11 protein-coding genes are annotated in these 21,049 nt (G+C 75.6%); 5 read left to right on the forward strand and 6 right to left on the reverse strand.

The window, feature by feature from the left end; all coding sequences use genetic code 11:
• The 4 genes from HCN52_RS08895 to aztB all read right to left on the reverse strand — a co-directional run.
• On the reverse strand, window positions 1–1,010 hold a 1,010-nt coding region (locus HCN52_RS08895), incomplete at its 3' end, for a hypothetical protein (RefSeq protein WP_209314330.1).
• Window positions 1,011–1,202: 192 nt separating this feature from the next.
• Window positions 1,203–2,150: a zinc ABC transporter substrate-binding protein AztC gene (gene aztC / locus HCN52_RS08900; protein ID WP_168087840.1), complete on the reverse strand. Its 948-nt coding sequence runs from the start codon at window positions 2,148–2,150 to the stop codon at window positions 1,203–1,205.
• Window positions 2,147–3,406, reverse strand: a complete 1,260-nt coding sequence (locus tag HCN52_RS08905; RefSeq protein WP_168087841.1) for a hypothetical protein — start codon at window positions 3,404–3,406, stop codon at window positions 2,147–2,149. Before HCN52_RS08905 ends, aztC begins: the two co-directional genes overlap by 4 nt.
• The gene (aztB, locus tag HCN52_RS08910; protein WP_168087842.1) at window positions 3,403–4,290 is read right to left on the reverse strand and encodes a zinc ABC transporter permease AztB; all 888 of its coding nucleotides are present in this window, start codon (window positions 4,288–4,290) and stop codon (window positions 3,403–3,405) included. Before aztB ends, HCN52_RS08905 begins: the two co-directional genes overlap by 4 nt.
• A gap of 50 nt (window positions 4,291–4,340) precedes the next feature.
• Between aztB and aztA the strand changes: the two genes are divergently transcribed.
• The 4 genes from aztA (at window position 4,341) to HCN52_RS08930 (ending at window position 8,425) form a co-directional block, all read left to right on the forward strand.
• A complete protein-coding gene (aztA, locus tag HCN52_RS08915) occupies window positions 4,341–5,075 on the forward strand; it encodes a zinc ABC transporter ATP-binding protein AztA (protein ID WP_168087843.1) in 735 nt (244 codons plus the stop codon).
• Between the two features lie 228 nt (window positions 5,076–5,303).
• On the forward strand, window positions 5,304–6,740 hold the full coding sequence (locus HCN52_RS08920; protein WP_168087844.1) for an MFS transporter: 1,437 nt from the start codon (window positions 5,304–5,306) through the stop codon (window positions 6,738–6,740).
• 47 nt (window positions 6,741–6,787) lie between these two features.
• Window positions 6,788–7,834: a DUF5954 family protein gene (locus HCN52_RS08925; protein ID WP_168087845.1), complete on the forward strand. Its 1,047-nt coding sequence runs from the start codon at window positions 6,788–6,790 to the stop codon at window positions 7,832–7,834.
• A gap of 132 nt (window positions 7,835–7,966) precedes the next feature.
• Entirely contained in the window at window positions 7,967–8,425 is a 459-nt protein-coding gene (locus HCN52_RS08930) for a DUF4190 domain-containing protein (RefSeq protein WP_209314331.1), read from the forward strand.
• An 85-nt stretch (window positions 8,426–8,510) separates the two neighbouring features.
• Here the strand turns inward: HCN52_RS08930 and HCN52_RS08935 are convergent, their stop codons facing one another.
• Together HCN52_RS08935 and HCN52_RS08940 are read right to left on the reverse strand one after the other, a co-directional pair.
• Window positions 8,511–9,059 (reverse strand): dihydrofolate reductase family protein, encoded by a 549-nt coding sequence (locus HCN52_RS08935; RefSeq protein ID WP_168087846.1) that lies wholly within the window; start codon window positions 9,057–9,059, stop codon window positions 8,511–8,513.
• A 422-nt stretch (window positions 9,060–9,481) separates the two neighbouring features.
• Window positions 9,482–9,781 carry a hypothetical protein gene (locus HCN52_RS08940; protein WP_168087847.1) on the reverse strand — a complete coding sequence of 100 codons (300 nt, stop codon included), beginning with the start codon at window positions 9,779–9,781 and terminating at the stop codon, window positions 9,482–9,484.
• Between the two features lie 353 nt (window positions 9,782–10,134).
• Between HCN52_RS08940 and HCN52_RS08945 the strand changes: the two genes are divergently transcribed.
• On the forward strand, window positions 10,135–20,937 hold the full coding sequence (locus HCN52_RS08945; protein ID WP_209314332.1) for a non-ribosomal peptide synthetase: 10,803 nt from the start codon (window positions 10,135–10,137) through the stop codon (window positions 20,935–20,937).
• Window positions 20,938–21,049: the final 112 nt, after the last annotated feature.

The following is a 21,049-nucleotide window of genomic DNA, read 5'->3' on the forward strand; positions in this document are numbered from 1 at the left end:
TCGCCGGCCTCCGGGTCGATGACGTGCAGCGCCCCGTCGGTGCCCAGCACCAGAGCCTCACCGGCCGGGCCGCGGCCCAGCGAGCGGAAGGTGTAGCTGGTGCCGAGGTCGACCAGGTTCAGCTCGCCGGTGGCGGTGTCCACCAGCGCGACGCGCTCCGGGCGCTCCAGCTCGGCGTCGGGGTCGCTCTTGTAGTCGCCCAGCACCACCGAAGAGATGTCGCTGCCGGCCTGGTTGCCGATGCGGCCGTAGTCGTCCGGGCTGTCTATCTTGGTGAACGCGCCGTCCTGGTAGATCAGCAGACCGTCCTGGCAGCCGACCACGAGCGTCTCGTCCTGCGCGGCCGCCTCGCCGTGGACGCCGGGGCACTCCTCGTTGCGGGCGATCTCCTCGCCGTCCGCGTCCAGCACCATGGCGCCGACGCGGGACTCGGGGTCGCCGAGGGTGGTGAGCAGTTCGCCGTTGGAGAGCTCCACCGCGACGCCGTGGTGCGCGTGCTCGGCGGTCCAGGTGCGGCTCGGCTCGGGGTCGCCGTCGACCAGCTCGGTCGGGTCGAAGACGATGACCTCGCCGGTGCCGTCGAAGAACAGCACCGTGCGATCGGCGTGCCGCACGACGTGGCCGGGGGTGTCGCCGGGGAACTCGGTCCCGCTGAACTCACCGGTGGTGGCGTCCAGCACCCGGAAGCCCGCCGAGGTGGAGACCATGACGTGCCGGTCGTCGCCGGCCGGGTTGAGGCGGTTGAAGCCGTCCAGCTCGATCTCGGCCGCCAGATCGAGGGTCTCGCCGTCGAGGACGAACAGGCCGCCGTCGAAGGTCGCGACCAGCGGCTCGTTGACCGGGTCGGAGACCGGTGCGGCGGACTCCTCGGTGGCGGCATCGTCGCCCGCCGAGGTGGTGTCGTCCTCGCCGCTGCCGCAGGCCGACAGCACCAGGGCGGTCAGTGCGGTCAGGGCGACGGCCGGGACGGCGCGGCGGCGCGCCGTGGTGATCCGCGGGGTGGTGTTCACGGTGGGGTGTTTCCTCTCGGACAGCCGCGGGGGTTCCGCGGCACGTGGGTGGGGCGCGTCGGCGCAGGGGAGGGCGCCGGCCGCCGCCTTCGGCGGCGTCGGGGACGCGCGGGGGACCGGGGCGGTCCTGTGGGAGTGGGAGTGAGGCGGGGCGGGCCGAGTGGTCGGCGGGCGCGCGGGCCGGCCCGTGGGTCAGCCGGTGCCGGTGAGCCCTTCGGCGATCGCGGCCGTGTTGGCGCGCATCAGCTCCAGGTAGGTGCCGGCGCCCTCGCCGGGTTCGGTCAGGGACTCCGTGAACAGCGGGACGACCTCGACCGCGCCGCCCATCTCCTCCCGCAGCACCTGCGCGAGCCGGTCGGGTTGCGAGGAGTCGGCGAAGACCGCCCGAACTCCGGCCTCCCGCATGGCGTCGGTGAGCGAGGCGAGATCGGAGGAGCTGGGGGAGGCGAGCGTGGTCCCGCCCGGCACGATGGCGCCGATCACCTCGAAGTCGAACCGCTCGGCGAGGTAGCCGAAGACGTGGTGGTTGGTCACCAGCTTGCGGTCCTCCGCGGGGAGGGCGGCGAACGCCTCGGTCATCTCCTCGGTGAGCGTCGCCAGTTCGGCGTCGTAGCGCTCGGCGTTGGCGCGGATCGCGGCGTCGTCGACGTCCGGCACGTGCTCCAGCACCTGCTCGGCGATGACGGCGGTCGCGGTCCGCATGCGGTCGGGGTCGGTCCAGAAGTGCGGATCGGGGGCGCCCGCGCCGTCCTCCCCGCGGTAGGGCAGCGGATCGGCGGCCTCACCGACGGCGACGACGGGGACCCCCGATCCTGCGGCGGCCTCCACGTGGCGGACGACGTTCTCCTCCAGCCCCATGCCGTTGTGCACGACCAGGTCGGCCTCCTCCAGCATCGCCGCCTCCACGGCGGAGAGCCCGAAGGAGTGCGGGTCGGCGCCGGCGCGCATCAACACCGTCACCTCCGCCTCGTCGCCGATCACCTCGCGGGTGACGTCACCGAGGATGTTGGTGGTGACCACCACGTGGGGCCGGTCCTCCCCGGCCGCGCCGCAGCCGACGGCGGTCACGGACAGCAGGGTCGCGAGCAGGGTCGCGGGCAGCAGGCGGCGGCGCGCGGGCCGCGGGGTCCGGCGGGTCATCGTCCCGTCTCCACCATCAGGGCCGGCACCGGGCCGGCGTCGAACGAGCGGGCCACCCGCAGGTCGTCGGCGTGGTCGATCTCGAACACCGTCCCGGAGGCGGCGTCGTTGACGTACGCCCGGGAGGCGGTGATCTCGATGAGGGGCGCGGGCAGGTCCCCGTCCGCCGGCTGCGGTCCGGTCAGCGGGTCGGCGGTGGAGGCCAGTGGCGAGCCGTCCGTGACGTCGTAGGAGGTGAGGGTGCCGTCGTCGGAGAGCGCCAGCAGCGGGCCCTCCTCTCCGGCTGTGGTGGTGGCGACCACCGGGCCGGTCGCGATCCGCCGCCACTCGCGTTCGGTGACGTCCAGGAACCAGACGGCCTCCCGGCCGGCGAGCGCCGCCAGCGCGTTCGACCCCGAACGGTGGTGGAACGATTCGGCACGGTCGGCCGGGTCGGTCCCCTCCGGGTACGGGATCTCCTCGACGGCGAACTCCCCGTCGGCCTCGGTGACCAACAGCGCCTTGTCGACGCACCCGAGCACCACGCCGCGGCGGGTGACCGCGTCGCCCAGCGGCTCCGCGCAGGTGGTATCCCACCGCTCGTGCTCACCGCCGTCCCGCGTCAGGAACGTCACGGTGGGCTCGGCGCCTGCGGCGTCCAACGCCACCAGGTGCTCGCGGAACGGCACCACCGGTGCGGCGAACCGACCGTCCAGCGGCTCGGCCTCCGGCAGCTCCGAGGCGTCGTGCTCCTCCAGCGGGCGGCGCGGCAGTACCGAGGCGGTGCCGTCGTCCGCCGTGGCGACGAGGACTCCGGCGTCGGCGCGGACCTCGACCGGCCCCTCGGCCGGCAGCTCGCCGAACTCGCGGACCGCGGCCCGGTAGTGGTGCACGTGGTCGCCGTGGTCCGTGGTCCAGGCCCCGGTGTCCACCAGGGTGGTGCCTTCGGCACTGTGGAGGTGGGCGAAGCGGCCGTCGCCGGTGAGTGCGGTGACGCCGTCCGTGCTCGTGAGCGGGTGGAACTCCTCGGATATCAGGTCCAGTACGCCTGCCTCGCCCGTGGCGGGGTCGGCCAGCAGCAGCCGCGTCTGCTGCTCGGCGGTCTCCTCCGCGCCCTCGACGTAGCCGTGCGGTACGTCCTCGGCGGTGGAGGCGGTGGTCTCCTCGTCGGGTTCGGTCGTGGTGTCCCCGCCGGCGCAGCCGGCGGCGAGCAGCGCGGTCAGTGCGGCGGCGGCCGCGGCACCCCGGTGGAGGGGGGAGCGGATGGTGCGTGTCATGCGGGTTGCCTCACAGCGGCGGGTCGGGGGGCGGGGGCGTCGGTCCCGGTCGCGGGCGCCGCGCGGACCAGGCGGTCGCGGATGGCGGAGACGGCGACGGAGACGAAGAACTGGGTGACGGCGACCGCCGCCACGGTGGCGCCGGCGGCGGTGCCGAGGTGCCAGGAGAGGAGCAGGCCGAGGACGGTGGCGCTGACACCGAGCGCTGCTGCCCCGGCCATCACCGCGCCGACCCCGCGCGCCCAGGGCAGCGCCGCCGCGGGCGGCGCGATCAGCAGCCCCAGCACCAGCAGGGTGCCGACGATGTGGAACGAGGCGACGATCGCCAGCGTCAGCAGTCCCAGCAGGGCGGCGTGGGCGAGCCGGGGCCGCAGACCCAGGGTGTGGGCGGTCCGCTCGTCGAACGCGAGGGCGAGGAACGCGCGGTGGCCGGCGGCGGCCGCGGCCGCCGCGACGGCCAGCGCCACCGCCAGGTGCACCAGGTCCCGCTCGCGCACGGCGAGGACGTCGCCGAAGAGGAACCCGGTCAGATCCACGGCGAAGGACTGGGACCGCGAGACGATGATCACGCCCAGCGCGAGCATGCCGACGAAGAGCAGGCCGATCCCGGTGTCCCGGGAGAGCCGCCGGACCCGGGCGAGCCCGGTGACGCCGGCCGCCATCACCGCGGCACTCGCGGCGGCGCCGACCAGCGGGCTCCCGCCCAGCAGAGCGGCGATCGCGACCCCGGGCAGCAGGCCGTGGGCCATCGCGTCACCGAGGAACGCCATGCCGCGCAGCACCACCCAGGTGCCGGCCAGCGCGCAGATCAGCGAGACCAGCACGCCGCCGAGCAGGGCGCGTTGTACGAAGGCCACCTCGAAGGGGGCGGTCAACCACTCCATGGACGGCACAATACAATGAAAACCATTGTCGATTACAAGAGGGGTCCCGCATGGTTGTCACACCGGCGTCCGCCACCGCCGCACCGGCGCCACCCACCGCCCGCGTCGAGATCGACGGGCTGTGCGCCGGATATGCCCGCCGCCCCGTGCTGCACGGCGTCACCGCCACCGTCCCCGCCGGTGCCGTGACCGCGCTCGTCGGCCCCAACGGATCGGGGAAGTCCACCCTGCTCTCCGCGCTGGCCGGCGTGCTGCGCCCCACCGGCGGCACGGTCCGCCAACCGCCGGACAGCCGACCGGCGTTCGTGCCGCAGCGCGGCACCGCCGCGACAGCGCTGCCCCTGACCGTCCGCCGCACCGTCGCCATGGGCCGCTGGGCGGAGCGCGGACCCTGGCGGCGGCTGACCCGCGCGGACCACGCCGCCGTCGAGTCCGCGATGGCGCGGTTGGGCATCGCCGATCTGGCGGAGCGCCAGCTCGCCGAGCTCTCCGGCGGGCAGCACCGCCGCGCGCTGATCGCCCAGGCGCTGGCGCAGGGCTCCGACCTGCTGCTGCTCGACGAACCCGGCACCGGGCTCGACGCGGACGCCCGTGCGGGGATCGACGCGCTGCTGTGCGACCTCGCCGCCGACGGGGTCACCGTCGTGCAGGCGACCCACGACCTCGCCGCTGCCCGCCGCGCCGACCACGTCCTGCTGCTGCGCGACGGGCGCCTCCACGCCGCGGGCCCGCCCCGGACGGCTCTCACCGCCGACACCCTCACCGCCCTCTGGCTCACCGACTGATCCGCCGTCCGTCCGCCCGTGGCCCCGCCCCCGCGGGGTCGGGTTCCGGTCGCCGACCCGTCGGAAGTGGCCCTCCTCACGCCGCGGGCGGCCTACCGGCCGCCGGTGACCTGGAAGAGTGGATGGCATGTCCAGGAGAACGGAAACGCCCGCCGTCGTCCCGCCCCGCACCGGCCCCGCCCCCCACGCCGGCCGCCGCCTCCCGGACCCCGCGCCCCGGTCCACCCGGTGAGGGCCGGCTACGCGGTCTGGCTCGCCGCGCTCCTGGCCTACGTCATGGCGGTCTTCCACCGGACCTCCCTCGGGGTCGCAGGTCTGGAGGCCGCCGATCAGCTCGGCGTCGGCGCCGGCGCCCTCTCGGCCTTCGTCCTGCTCCAGGTGGTGGTCTACGCCGCCGGACAGGTGCCTGCGGGGATCGCGGTGGACCGCTGGGGGGCGCGCGCCGCGCTCACCGCCAGCGGGCTGCTGCTCTTCCTGGGGCAGGGCACGCTCGCCCTCTCCGACTCCTTCGCGCTCGCCGCGGTCGCCCGCGTCCTGGTCGGCATGGGCGACGCCCTCGTCTTCGTCTCCGTGCTCGGACTGATACCCCAGTGGTTCCCCGCCGCCCGGGTGCCGGTGCTGACCCAGGTCACCACCTTCCTCGGCCAGACCGGGCAGGCGCTCTCCGCCGTCCCCTTCCTCGCCCTCCTCCACGGCATCGGCTGGAGCCGCGCCTTCGCCGTCGCCGCCGTGGCGAGCCTGGTGACCGGTGTCTTCGCCTGCGCGGTGGTCCGCCGCGGCCCCTACGCCGCGGTCCGCGCCGCCGAGCAGACCCCGCGGCCCGGCGAGGCGGCGGCGCCTCGCGGGCGCCGCGGGCGGTTCGCGCGCGGCGGGCCCCGCCCCGCCCGTGAGGTCGCGCTGTGGCGGGTGCCCGGCATCCGCCTCGCGTTCTTCGGGCACATGGGGACGCAGTTCTCCATGATGGTCTTCTCACTGCTGTGGGGCGTGCCCTACCTGGTGGGCGTCCACGAACGCTCGGCGACCACCGGCGCCCTGCTCATCACCCTCATCGTCGTCACCGCGCTCTGCCTGGGCCCGCTCGTCGGCATGCTGGCCGCCCGCTACCCCGCCCGGCGGGACCGGATCTTCCTCGTCGTCATCGCCGTCACCGCCGCCACCTGGACCGTGGTCCTCGCCTGGCCGGGCGCGGCGCCGACGTGGCTGCTCGTCCTGCTCGTCGTCGTGCTCGGCATCGGGGGCCCCGCCTCCGTCGTCGCCTTCGACGTGGCCCGCGCCAGCCTGCCGCCGCACCGGTGGGGCGTCGCCCAGGGGGTGGCCAACCTCGGCGGCTACAGCGCCACGCCGGCCGCGCTCGCCGTGATGGGGGTCGCGATGACACTCCTCGGTGGGCTGGACAACCCCGCCGCGCTGCGCCTGGCGTGGCTCGCCCAGTACCCGCTGTGGGGGCTCGCCGTCGTCGGCATCCTGCTCGCCGCGCGCGACATGCGGCGCGAGGCGGCCGGGGGCGCGGCGCCCGGCGTGCCGCCCGTCGCGGCCGGAGCCCGCCGCGCCGGACCCGCTCCCCGGATCGAGAACGGGATCGAGAACGGGACCGACAACCGGACCGACAACCGGTCCGATGTTCGAGCGACATCGGACAGCGGCCCCCCGCTTCGGTCGGAATGACGCCGTTCCGCTGACGCAGCGCCAGCGGCTGTGCGCACAATGCGCCCATGACCAGTGACGAAGAGACGTGCGCCCCGCCCCTCGTCATGCGCGTGGCGGAGCCCGACCATCCGGTGGCCGCGGCCATGGAGGCGGACGCCGCCGTCGCCGCCCGGCGGTACCGGCACTACACCGTCCGCGGCCCGCTCTTCGGTGTCGCCGCCCAGTGCGCCGACCACCCCGACCGGTGGGAGGTGGTCTGCCCGATCACCGACGGCTCCGGGCAGCAGGCCAGGGACCGGTTGCAGTCCGCGCTGTTCTTCCGCGCCAAGGACGACATCGACGACCCCGAGCAGCGCCGCCGGCTGATCGCCGGGGTCGCGGTGCTGGAGAAGGAGGCCGTCGACGAACTCGTCGTCGACGGCCGGCGGTACCGGGTGGTGCGTGCCGACGAGTTCCTCTATCTCGACGACGACGGACCGGAGACCGCCCGCCCCACCGACCCGCAGCCCGCCCGCCCCGTCTGGGACACCCGCGGTCGGGAGCCGGAGCCCGACGAGGGCCATGTCATCGACCACACCGCCGCCTCCGGGCTGATGGCCGGCGCGGAGCGGCTCGCGCTGCGCGACCTCGCCTACCGGGCGGACAGCTACCCGCCGCAGGTGCGCCGGGAGTCCGAGCGCGCGCTGGAGACCCATCCGGGCGTGGTGCTGCTGCCGCCCTCGTTCCGGGTCGTGGAGCGCTGCCCGGGCGGCTGGACCATGACCGCCGGCCCCTTCGCCACCGCCCACGGCGCGCGGACCTTCCTGTACGCCGCGCTGAAGTTGACGTTCCCGATGCTCCTCGACCTCGGCGCCGAGGAGAAGGAGGAGTACGTCCGCATCGCCGAGGAGTGGCGACGCCGCGGCGACGCCAACCGGGTGAGCGCGGGGGAGAAGGAGTACGCCATCGCGCGCATCGGCCGGCTCGTACGCATCGGGGCGGACGGCCCGGAGGGCCCCCGCCCCTCGGACATCGACCCCCACGGCCCGATGCGGATGCACCCGCGAATGGACCCCGACGGCGCGCTGCACTACGACGACGAGGAGTACGACCCCGCCGTGCTCCGCCCCTGAGCGCCGGTCCGCGGGCGTGGCGAACCGGACAGGGATGACCGGAAGTGTTCCCGGGTGTGCCCCATCCGTTTGCGGTGCGGGGCGCCGGGCACGCGACCGCTCACTCGACCGGCCGACCGGAAGGCAGACCTGATGACGACCCCGCACGACGGAGACCGCGACCGCCAGGAGCCGGTGCCCGGTTTCACCCCGCCCGCGGCGGACTGGACCCCGCCCCCGGAGGAGAAGCACCCGGCCGGCGGGGGCGGCGGGAACGGTCTCGCCGTCGCCGCGCTGGTGACCGGCATCCTGGCGGTGCTGCTCTTCTGGACGGTGCTCGGGGGTCTCCTGCTCGGGTTGGTCGCGCTGATCACGGGCCTGATGGGCGCCAAGCGGGCCCGTCGGGGCGCGGGCGGCAGCGGCACCATGTCGCTGATCGGGGCGGTTCTCGGCGGTCTCGGCCTGGCCGGCGGTGTGCTGATGCTGGTCATCGGGGTCGCCTTCTGGAACTCCGACGAGTTCGCCAACCTCCGCGAGTGCGTCGACGCCGCCGACACCCAGGAGGAGCGCGACCAGTGCGAGCGGGACTTCCAGGACGAGGTCGAGAACTGACCTCGCGCCGCCTCCCGCGCCCGAACGGGTGACGCGGGCGTGGCCCGGACTGCCGCATGTCGCGGCGGCCCGGGCCACAGCCGTGTCAGCCCCGGCGCACCCGGTAGCGCAGATCGGTCGAGTACCGGCCCCGGTGCACCGCGACCGGTTCCAGCGCGACCGGGTCGGAGCCCGGCGCGTCGAACAGCCGGACCCCGTCACCCAGCAGCACCGGCATCACGCAGGTGAGGACCTCGTCCAGCACCCCGGCCGCCAGGCACTGCCGTGCCACGTCGGCGCCCAGGACGTTGACGAGTCGGCCGCCGGCCGCCTCCCGGGCCGTCCGCACCGCGGTGTCGAGGTCCCCGGCGAACGTCACCCCGGGGACCGGGGCCGGTGGCGGGCGACGGGTCAGCACGATCTGCGGCCCGCTCCACCCGCCCCCGAACGCCTCGCCCTCGCCCTCCGTGTCCCGGTAGGCGTCGTCACCACCGAAGGTGCGCCGCCCGATCAGCAGCGCCCCGATCTCCTCGGTGAGCGGGTTCGGTTCGCCGCCCGGCGGTGGCAGCAGCGGCGTCAGCCAGGACAGGTCGCCGCCGGGGCCGGCGATGAAGCCGTCCAGGGACATGGAGACGGAGTACAGCAGTCCGGCCACGGCCGGTCCTCCTCGGTGCTCGGGAGCCGCGCGGTCGCCGTGCCGCGGCGCCGGTGCGGTTCACGGGTGACGGCGGGTGGGGCGGCCGTGCCGGTCAGGCGGGGTACCCGCCAGCGCCCGTGCTCCCGGGGACGCCGAGGTCCGGCCGTGCCTGGCGGTCGTCCGCTGTGCGTCGCCGTGCCGCGGCGCCGACGCCGCCCCCGGTTCGGGAGCGGCGTCGCGCGGGCGCGGGATCTGGTCGCCGGAGGCCATGACCGCATGGTGGCAGAGGGCACCGACAGTCCTGCCCGGCGACGCGCGGCGCCGGAGCGCTGCGCGTCCGGGACGGGCGCGTGGGACAGGCGTGCGGGGCCACCTACGCGCCACTGGTCACAGCGCGAGCGCCGTGGAGCGGGCGCGGCTGAGCCCGAAGCCCGACGGGCTCAGCCGCGGACCGAGCAGAACGCCAGCAGGCAGAAGTTCATCCCCTGGACGCCCTGTGCGCCCCCGCCGCCCGCGTGCGTCTCGCAGGAGGCCAGCAGGCAGAACTGCCAGCCCTGCACCAGCGAACCGGCTGCCGTGCCGCTGCCGGAGGAGGTCGCGGGGGCGACCGTGCCGGTGTGCGTGACCTTCTCGGGCGCCGCCGCCGGGGCGGCCGCCTGTGCTCCCGTGGCGGTCAGCGCCACCAGCGCCGCCGCCGCGCCCATCGCCGTTGCCAGACGCCGACCGTGGGTGTTCCTCATCGTGGATTCTCCGCTCGTGTGAACGACTGTCGTCCGTATGTGTTCGTCACGCCCCCGCGAACGGACTGGTGTGATCACCGGATTGCGGTGAGTTATGGGGATGACGTCACCTGTTGTGATGCCAGTCACACCACCAATCTCTCTGTGCCATCGGTGCCGAACGCACAGTCAAAGTACGATCTGGCCCGTGGGGGAACGCACCGTGACAAAGCGCCGCAAAGCGCGCTGACCCGCGTTCACCACTCCCCGCCCGAGGCGCGTCGGCCCGCAGCCGACCACGCCCCGGGTGCGCCGGCACGAACCGGCGCACGGCCGAGCTGCCGCCGACTCCTTAGCGCTAGGTGTGATCACGAGTGTTCGACCCGTCCGCCGCCCGCCTGCCCCTGACCGCCGGCCAGCTCGGTCTCTGGTTCGCCCAGAGGATCGACCCCACCAGCCCGGCCTACAACATCGCCGAGTACGCGGACATCCGCGGGCCGCTCGACCCGGCGCTGCTGCGCCGCGCCGTGCAGCGGGTCACCGGTGAGGCGGAGGCGCTGCGGGTGACGTTCGGGGAGACCGACGAGGGCCCCTACCAGCGCGTCGCCGACCACTGGGACATACCCGTGGCCGAGGTCGACCTGCGCGGTGAGGCGGACCCCGCCGCGCAGGCGCATCGGCTGATGGCCGAGGCGCTGGAGACCACTGCCGACACCGGCACCGGCCCGCTGGTCTCACTGATGCTGCTGCGCCTGGCGGACGAGCACTGGTACTTCCACCAGCAGGTCCACCACCTCGCGATCGACGGGTACGGTGCCGCGCTGGCCCTCGGCCGTATCGCCGACGTCTACACGCGGCTCGCCACCGACCCGGGCGGGGAGATCCCGCCGTTCCACGCCCCGCTCGACGCGCTGCTGCGCGAGGAGGCCGACTACCGCGGCTCGGAGCAGTTCGCCACCGACCGGGCCTTCTGGAACGACTACCTGCGCGGCATGCCGGACCCGGTCGGCCTGCGCGACGCCGCCGCACCGCCCGCCCGCACCGCGCTGCGCACCGGCAGGGACTTCGACCCCGAGTGGCTCGGGCGGCTCCGCGACGCGGCCCGCACGGCCGGCGCCGGGTGGCCCACCCTCTTCATCGCCGCCACCGCCGCCTACCTGCACCGCGCACGCGGGCAGTCCGAGGTGGTCCTCGGACTGCCCGTCACCACGCGCCGCACCGACACCGCGCGCTTCACCCCGGCCATGGTCTCCAACGTGCTGCCGCTGCGGCTGGAGGTCTCCCCGGCCGACACCGTGCAGGAGCTGCTGCGGCGCACCTCGCGCACGGTGCGGAGCGTCCTGCGCCACCAGCGGTTCCCCTCCGAGGAGCTGCGGCGCGAGCGCGGCCTGCTGGGGCGCCGCGACCGGCTCACCGGGCCCGTCGTCAACGTGATGGCCTTCGACGACAGCCTCGCCTTCGGACCCGGGCGCGCCACGCTCCACAACCTCTCCATCGGGCCCGTCGAGGACATGGCGCTGGCCGCCCACGCCTCCTTCTCCGACGGCGGACTCCGCCTGGACCTGCTCGGCAACCCCGACCTGCACGCCGCCGAGGACCTCGCCGTCCACCACGCGCGGATCACCCGGCTGCTGGAGTCCTTCGTCGCCGCCCCCGGCACGCCGCTCGGCGCGGTCGGCCTGCTGGGCGAGGACGAGCGGCGCCGCGTGGTCGCCACCGGCACCGGACCGCTGCCCGCCCCGCGCGACCCGGCCGGCGCTCCGCCGCTCGCCGCCGACCCCGAAACCCTCACCGCGCGGTTCGCCGCACAGGCGGCCCGCACCCCGGACGCCACCGCCGTCGTCGCCCCCGACGGCACGCTCACCTTCGCCGAACTGGACACCCGCGTCGACGAACTGGCCGGCCGGCTCGCCGCCCGCGGCGCCCGCCCCGGAGCCCGCGTCGCCGTCGCCGCGGCGCGCTCCCGTGACCTGGTCGTCGCGCTGCTGGCCGCGATGCGGTGCGGCGCCGCCTATGTGCCGGTCGACCCGTCCTACCCGGCCCGGCGCACCGCCCAGCTCCTCGGCGACGCCGACCCGGTGGCCCTGGTCGCCGACCCCGCCACCGCCGCCGCGGTCGACCCCGACTCCCGGTGCACCCTCGTCGCGCCCGACCAGGCCGACGACCCCGGCGCGCCCACCGCCGTGCCCCGCTCCCCGTCACGCGCCGACGCCGCGTACGTCATCTACACCTCCGGCTCCACCGGGCGCCCCAAGGGCGTCGAGGTCGAGCACCGTTCGCTGACCAACCTGCTGGAGCACCACCGGCTGGAGTCGCACGCCGCCGCCGAGGACGCCCTCGGCCGGCCGCTGCGGGTCGCGCTGACCGCCGCGACCTCCTTCGACGCCTCGCTCGACCCGGTGCTGTGGATGGTCGCCGGCCATGAGCTGCACATCGTCCCCGACGACGTGCGACGCGACCCCCAGGCGCTCGTCGCCCACCTCCACGGTCGGGGGATCGATGCCATCGAGACGACCCCCACCTACCTCCAGCAGCTGCTGGCGCACGGCCTCTTCGACGACGAGCGGCGGCCCACCGTCGTCGCGCTCGGCGGCGAGGCGGTCAACGACGCCCTCTGGCAGCAGCTGTCGGCCCGGCCCGGGCTCTCCGTCTTCAACTTCTACGGCCCCACCGAGACCACCGTCAACGCCGTCACCGCCCGGCTCGCCGGCGGCAGCCCCGTCATCGGGCGTCCCGTCGCCGGCGCCCGCGCCTACGTGCTGGACGCCGGCCTCCACCCGCTGCCCGCCGGCATGGCGGGAGAGCTCTACCTCGCGGGCGCCGGCGTGGCCCGCGGCTACGCCGGCCGCGCGGGCCTGACCGCCGACCGGTTCCTGGCCGACCCCTACGGCGCCGCGGGCAGCCGGATGTACCGCACCGGCGACCTCGCGCGCTGGCGGGCCGACGGCTCCCTGGAGTTCCTCGGCCGCACCGACCGTCAGATCAAGGTGCGCGGCCACCGCGTCGACCCCGGCGAGATCGAGGCGGCACTCACCGCACTGCCGGGCATCACCGAGGCCGCCGTCCTCACCCGCCCCGCCGGCCGGGACGGCGGCGAGCTGCTCGCCGCCTACGTCGCCGTGACCGACCCGGCCACGGGAGACCCGGTGCGGCTGCGCGCCCACCTCGCCGAAACCCTGCCCGGCCACCTGGTGCCCGGACTGTACGCCGCCGTCGAGCGGCTGCCGCTGACCCCCAACGGCAAGCTCGACACCGACGCCCTCCCCGAGCCGACGGCCCCCGCCGCCGACGGTGACGAGCCGCCCCGCAACGAGACCGAGGCGGCGGTCTGCGCCGTGTACGCAGAGGTGCTCGGCGTCGAACGCGTCGGCCGCACCAGCGACTTCTTCGACCTCGGCGGCCATTCGCTGCTCGCCGCCCGCGTCGTCGCCGGACTCCGCGCCGCGCTCGGCACCGAACCCCCCATCCGGTTCCTCTTCGAGTCGCCCACCCCTGCCGCGCTGGCCGCCCGCCTCGACGAGGCCCCCGACTCCGGCCGCCCCGCCCTCACCGCCGCCGAGCGGCCCGCGCGGCTGCCGCTCTCCCCGGCTCAGCAGCGGCTGTGGCTGCTGGAGCGCATGGGCGAGGGCGGCGCCACGTACACCATCCCCGTCGCCCTGCGGCTGACCGGCACCCTGGACCGCGCGGCGCTCCGCGGGGCCCTCCACGACCTCGTCGCCCGGCACGAGAGCCTGCGCACCCTCTTCCCGGAGGACGCCGACGGTCCCTACCAGCGGGTGCTGACCGCCGCCGAGACCGACGTCCCGTTCCACGAGGCGCCGGTGGGCGAGCGGCCCGCGGCGGACCCCGCACACGCCTTCGACCTCACCCGGGAGATCCCGATCCGGGCCGCGCTCCACACCCTCTCCGACCACCGCAGCGTCCTCGTGCTGACGTTGCATCACATTGCGGCGGACGGGTGGTCGATGGGTCCGTTGTCGCGTGATCTGTCGGTGGCGTATGCGGCGCGGTTGTCGGGTCGGGTGCCGGAGTGGGAGCCGTTGGGGGTGCAGTACGGGGACTACGCGGTGTGGCAGCGTGAGGTGCTGGGGTCGGTGGACGATCCGTCCTCGCGTGCGGCGGAGCAGGTGGGGTTCTGGCGTGAGGCGTTGGCGGGGTTGCCGGAGGAGTCGGCGCTGCCGGTCGACCGGCCCCGCGGCACCGCCCCCGCCGCCGGCGGTGGCAGTGTCCCGCTGGCGCTGGACGCCGCCACCCACACCCGGCTGCGGGAACTCGCGCGTGCCTCGGGTGCGAGCCCGTTCATGGTGCTGCACGCCGCGCTGGTCGTGCTGCTCTCGCGGCTGTCGGGTGCCTCGGATATCGCGGTGGGCACGCCGGTGGCCGGTCGCAGCGACCAGGCGCTGGCGCCGTTGATCGGGTTCTTCGTCAACACCCTGGTGCTGCGGGCGGACACCTCCGGCGACCCGAGTTTCCGGGAGCTGCTGGCACGGGTGAAGGAGACCGACCTGGCCGCCTACGCCCATCAGGACCTGCCGTTCGAGCAGCTGGTCGAGGAGGTCAGCCCCGCGCGCTCCCTGGACCGGCACCCGCTCTTCCAGGTGATGCTCAGCCTCGACAACAACGAGCCGCCGCGACTCTCCCTCCCCGGGCTCGCCGTCGACCGCGAGGAGTCCGTCGGCCGCAGCGGAGCCAAGTTCGACCTCACCGTCGACCTCGCCGAGCAGCAGGACAGCGACGGCCGACCGCTCGGCATCACCGGTGAACTGGAGTACAGCCGCGAGCTGTTCGACGAGTCGACCGCACTGCGCACCGCCACCCACCTCCAGCGGGTGCTCACCGCGGCACTCGACGCGCCCGACACGCCCGTCGCCGACCTGGAGTTCCTGGACGAGGCCGAGCGCGCCGCCGCCCTCGACCGCGCCGATCCGGACCGCGGCACCCCGCCCGCCGGCCGCACCGTCGTCGACGTCCTCACCACCCAGGCGCTGGTCACCCCCGAACGGATCGCGGTGGCGGACGCCGACGGACCCCTCGCCTTCGGCGACCTGATGGCCGCCGCCGAGGCCCTGGCACGCCGGCTACACCACGCCGGCATCCGCCCCGGCGACCGCGTCGCCGCGGCGCTGCCCCGCACCCGACTCCAGATCATCGCGCTGGTGGCGGTGCTGCGCCTCGGCGCCGTCCACGTGCCGCTCGACCCGACGCACCCCGCCGAACGCAACCGGCTCGTCCTGACCACGGCCCGCCCCGCGCGCGTCCTCACCACCACCGCCCTCGCCCTCGCCCTGCCCGCGGGGGAGTGGCCGCTGCTCAACCTCGACACGACCTCAGCCCCCCCCGCCCGCACCCCGCTGCCGGAGGGGCCGGCCCCGCGCGACGCCGCGTACGTGCTCCACACGTCCGGATCCACCGGCACCCCCAAGGGCGTCGTCGTCGAGCACCACTCGCTGGTCAACCTGCTCGCCGGGCACCGGGACCAGCTGATCGGGCCGGCCGAGGCCGCGGCCGGCGGCAGGCCGCTGCGCGTCGCGCTGACCGCCGCCGCCACCTTCGACGCCTCCTGGGACCCGGTGCTGTGGATGATCGCCGGCCACGAACTGCACCTCGCCGACGACCACACCCGCCGCGACCCCGAGGCGCTGACCGCGTTCCTGCGCCAGCACGCCATCGACGTCCTGGAGACCACCCCCTCCTTCCTCGCCGAACTGCGGACCGCCGGGCTGCTGACCGAGGGAACCCACCGCCCGGCGGTGATCGCCCTCGGCGGCGAGGCCGTCGACGCGGAGCTCTGGCGGGATCTCGCCGCGCTGCCGGACGTCACCGGCTGGAACCTCTACGGGCCCACCGAGACGACCGTCGACAGCGTCGTCGCCCCCGTCACCGCCGCCACCCCGCCCCGCATCGGCCACGCGGTGCCCGGCAACCGCGCCTACGTGCTCGACGGCCGGCTCCGGCCCGTCGCCCCCGGTGTCACCGGTGAGCTGTACCTCGCGGGCGCCGGCGTGGCACGCGGCTACGACCGCCGCCCGGGCCTGACCGCCGACCGGTTCCTGGCGGACCCCTACGGCGGCCCCGGCGCCCGGATGTACCGCACCGGCGACCTGGTCCGCCGCCACGGCGACGGCTCGCTGGAGTACACCGGACGCGTCGACGGCCAGGTCAAGATCCGGGGCCACCGGGTGGAGACCGGCGAGGTGGAGGCCGCACTGCTGCGCCACCCCGGTGTCGCCCGCGCGGCCGTCGCCGTCCGCCCCGACGCCTCCGGCGCCGCCGCACTCGTCGCCTGGGCGCTCCCCACCCGCGACGGCGCCGAGCCGCCGACGGCCGCCGAGCTCCGCGACACGCTGCGTGGCGCGCTGCCCGGGTACATGGTGCCCGCCGCCCTCGGCGTGGTGGACACCCTTCCGCTGGGCGCCCACGGCAAGACCGACACCTCGACCCTGCCCTGGCCGGCCGGTGCCGCCGAGGCGGAGGCGACGCCGCCGCGCACCCCTCGGGAGCGGGCGCTGTGCGCCCTCTTCGCCGACATCCTCGGACGGACCGGGATCGGCAGGGACGAGAACTTCTTCGACCTCGGCGGCCATTCGCTGCTCGCCACCCGCCTCATCGCCCGTATCCGCTCCGCCTTCGGCGTCGAACTCCCCGTCCGCGCGCTCTTCGAGGCGCCGACCGTGGCCGCGCTCGCCCCGCGCCTCGACACCGCCGAGGCGGCGCGCCCCGCCCTGCGCCCGGCGACCCTGACCGGGCCCGCCCCGCTGTCGCCCGCCCAGCGCCGCCTGTGGTTCCTCCACCGGCTCGACCCGGACGACCCCGCCTACCACCTGCCGCTCGCCGTCCGCCTCACCGGAACCGTCGACCGGGAGGCGCTCCGCGCCGCCCTCGGCGACCTCACCGACCGGCACGAGGTGCTGCGCACGGTGCTGGCCGCACCCGCCGGCGACCCGCGGGACGCGGGCACCGAGCCGGTGCAGCAGGTGCTGCCCGCGTCGGCGCACTCCCGCCCGGAGCTCGTCGTGCGGCAGGTCGACACCGCCGACCTGCCCGGGGCGCTGCGTGAGGAGTCGGCGCGGCCGTTCGACCTCACCCGCGGCACCCCGCTGCGGGCCGCCCTGCTCTCCACCGCCCCCGACAGCCACGTGCTGCTGCTGACGTTGCATCACATTGCGGCGGACGGGTGGTCGATGGGTCCGTTGTCGCGTGATCTGTCGGTGGCGTATGCGGCGCGGTTGTCGGGTCGGGTGCCGGAGTGGGAGCCGTTGGGGGTGCAGTACGGGGACTACGCGGTGTGGCAGCGTGAGGTGCTGGGGTCGGTGGACGATCCGTCCTCGCGTGCGGCGGAGCAGGTGGGGTTCTGGCGTGAGGCGTTGGCGGGGTTGCCGGAGGAGTCGGCGCTGCCGGTCGACCGGCCCCGCGGCACCGCCCCCGCCGCCGGCGGCGCCGTGCCGCTGCCCCTCACCGGAACGGCCGCCGAGGACCTCGAACGACTCGCGCGTGCCTCGGGTGCGAGCCCGTTCATGGTGCTGCACGCCGCGCTGGTCGTGCTGCTCTCGCGGCTGTCGGGTGCCTCGGACATCGCGGTGGGCACGCCGGTGGCCGGTCGCAGCGACCAGGCGCTGGCGCCGTTGATCGGGTTCTTCGTCAACACCCTGGTGCTGCGGGCGAACACTTCCGGGGACCCGAGCTTCCGGGAGCTGCTGGCACGGGTGAAGGAGACCGACCTGGCCGCCTACGCCCACCAGGACCTGCCGTTCGAGCAGCTGGTCGAGGAGGTCAGCCCCGCGCGCTCCCTGGACCGGCACCCGCTCTTCCAGGTGATGCTCAGCCTCGACAACAACGAGTCGCCCGACCTGGCCCTGTCCGGTCTGCGCGCGGAGCCCGCGCGCGTCGAGACCGGGGGCGCCAAGTTCGACCTCTCCTTCAGCCTGGGGGAGACGACTGCCACCGACCCGGCGGCCGGCAGCTCGCTCGGCGGCACCCTGGAGTACCGCACCGACCTCTTCGACGAGGCCACGGCCCGGCGGATCGCGACCTGGTTCGCGCGGCTGCTCGCCGCCGCCACCGCGGCGCCGGACTCCCGCCTGTCGGCGCTGCCGCTGCTCTCCGCGGAGGAGACCTCCCAGCTGCTCGCGCTGGGGGACGGCGGCCCGGCGCCCGAGGCCGGCACCTCCCTGGTGGAACGCTTCCGCGCCACCGTGGCCACCGCCCCGCCCGGAGCGCACGCCCTCGTCGCAGGGGACGGCCGCCTCGACTTCCCCGAGCTGGACCGGCGCGTCACGCGGCTCGCCCGCGAGCTGCGTGACGCCGGCGTCGCCCCCGGCGACCCGGTGGCGACCGTGCTGCCGCGCACCAGCCACGCCGTGGTCTCGATGCTGGCCTGCTGGACCGCTTCGGCGGTGTACACGCCGCTGGACGCGACCCTGCCGGAAGGCCGCATCCGTACCGTGCTGGACGAGGCGCGCCCGGTGGTGACCCTCGTCACCACCGACACCGACCACCTGCTGCCGGCAGCGGCACCCCGCCTCGTCCTGGACGAGCCCGGAACCGAGGCCCGCATCGCCGCCCGCACCGCCGAACCCCTGCCGGACACCCCGCGGCCCCAGGACCCCGCCTACCTGATCCACACATCGGGCTCCACCGGCCGCCCCAAGGGCGTGCTGGTCGAACACCGCTCCCTCGCCCGACTGCTGGAGCACCACCGCCGCACCCTCTACCGTCCCGCCGCCCGGGAGGCGGGCGACCGCCGGCTGCGCGCCGCGCTCACCGCGGCGTTCTCCTTCGACGCCTCCCTGGACCCGGTGCTGTGGATGCTCGCCGGCCACGAGCTGCACCTCGCGGAGGAGGACGTCCGCCGCGACCCGGAGGCGCTGGTCGCCTGGGCGCACGACCACCGCGTCGACGTCCTGGAGACCACCCCCTCCCACCTCGAACAGCTGCTGGACGCCGGCCTGCTCGACGACGGCCCCGACCGTCCGGGCGCCCACCGGCCCCGCGTCCTCGCCCTCGGCGGCGAGGCGGTCCCCACCGGGCTGTGGCACACCCTGGCCGCCGCCCCCGGGGTGCGCGCGGTCAACCTCTACGGACCCACCGAGGCCACCGTCGACACCCTGACCGCCCCCGTCGGCGCCACCGCGACCCCCGTGCTGGGCCGTGCCGTCGCCGGCACCCGGGCCTATGTCCTCGACGCGGCGCTGCGCCCCACCGCGCCCGGTGTCACCGGCGAGCTGTACCTCGCCGGCGACTCCCTGGCGCGGGGCTACCCGCGGCGCCCCGCCGAGACCGCCCAGCGTTTCCTCGCGGACCCCTACGGCCCCGCCGGCAGCCGGATGTACCGCACCGGCGACCTGGTCCGCCGCACCCCCGACGGCGAACTCGCCTACGTGGGACGGGCCGACGGCCAAGTCAAGGTCCGCGGTTTCCGCGTCGAGCCCGACGAGATCGCCGCGGTCCTCGCCGACGCCCCCGGCATCTCCCGGGCCGCGGTGGTGCTGGACACCGGCGCCGGCGCCCCGGCCGGCGGGCGGCTGGTGGGCTACCTCGTCCCCGCCACCGGCTTTGACCCCGGCGGTGAACCGGACGAGGGGGAGGCCGCGACCCTGACGGCCGTGCGCGAGTACGCCGCCCGCACCCTTCCCGGCCACATGGTGCCGGCCGCCTGGGCCGTTCTGGAGCGCCTGCCGCTCACCGCGAACGGCAAGCTCGACCGGGCGGCGCTGCCCGCCCCCGCCCAGGGCGGCACCCCTGCCGGGCGCGGCCCGCGCACCCCGCGCGAGGACGTGCTCTGCGCGCTCTTCGCCGAGACCCTGGGCGTGGAGCGGGTCGGCGCCGAGGAGGACTTCTTCGCCCTCGGCGGACACTCGCTCCTCGCCGCCCGGCTCATCGGCCGCATCCGCGAGTCGCTCGGGGCGGAGCTCTCCATCCGGGCGCTGTTCGAGGCGCCGACCGTCGCCCGGCTCGCCGAACGCCTCGCCGACGGCACCGACGACGACTCGCTGTCGGTGCTCCTCCCGCTGCGCCCCGCCGGCGACCGGCCGCCGCTGTTCTGCGTCCATCCCGCCGGCGGTCTCGCCTGGGTGTACGCCGGGCTGCTCCAGCACCTGGAGGCCGGCCAGCCGGTGCACGGACTCCAGATGCCCAACCTCGCGGGGACCGAGCCGTTCCCCGAGTCCATCACGGCGATGGCCGACCGCTATGTGCGGGAGATCCGCGCCGTGCAGCCCGAGGGGCCCTACCGGCTGCTCGGTTGGTCCTTCGGCGGCAACGTGGCCCAGGAGGTCGCCGCGCGGCTGGAGCAGGCTGGTGAGGAGGTCGCGCTGCTGGCGCTGCTGGACGCCTTCCCGCTGCCGCCGCTGGACGACCTGGACAGCGCCGACCGCGACACGGTGTTCCGCGCGCTGCTGCTCAACGTGGGTGTCGAGTCCGCTGTGCTGGAGGGCGACGGGCCGTTGGACGCCACAACGGTGCGTGACGCGTTCCGCGAGTCCGGCAGCCCGCTGGGCGCGCTGGAACCGGCGACCATCGACCACATGGTCGACAACTTCGCCGGCCAGTCCCAGCTCATGCGGCGGCACACGCCGAGTGTCTACACCGGCGAGACGGTGTTCTTCACCGCCACGGTCGGCCTCCCCGAACAGCTGACGCTCGACCTCTGGAAGCCGTACCTCACCGGTCGGCTCCGCAACACCGACGTGGCGTGCGCCCACGCCCAGATGATGCAGCCGGAGCCCCGGCAGCACATCGGGTCGGTGCTCTCCGCGGCGCTCCGCGACCTCCCCGACACACCGCGGCGGCCGGCGGCGCCCCCGGCCGGAGCGGGCCCTCACCCGCCCGGCCCCGCGTGCCACGGCCGGCCCGAGAACCCCAGCCGTTCCACCAATCCGAACGTTCACACCATCCGAACTACCTATGAGCGCCGACACCGTGGCCGACCGCCACGCGACCGGCCCCGCAGCCACCACGCCGGAGGAGCCCCCATGACGAACCCGTTCGACGACCCCGCCGTCCAGCACCGCGTCCTCGTCAACGACGAGGGCCAGCACTCGCTGTGGCCCGAGTTCGCCGCCATCCCCGACGGGTGGGACGAGGTCCTCGCCCCCGCCGAGCGCGCCACCTGCCTCGAGTACGTCGACCGCAACTGGACCGACCTCACCCCGCGCAGCGCGATGGCCGCCGCCGAGTGAACGGCGGGGCGCAGCCGGGGCAGCACCTGTTCCAACGCGGCCGGGCCGTCGTCGGTGGCGACGCTGAGCAGCCCGCGTTCCCCGGCCTCCGGCGTGTGGGGGCCGAGCGCCG

Source organism: Streptomyces bohaiensis (assembly GCF_012033785.1).
Lineage (GTDB): Bacteria > Actinomycetota > Actinomycetes > Streptomycetales > Streptomycetaceae > Streptomyces > Streptomyces bohaiensis.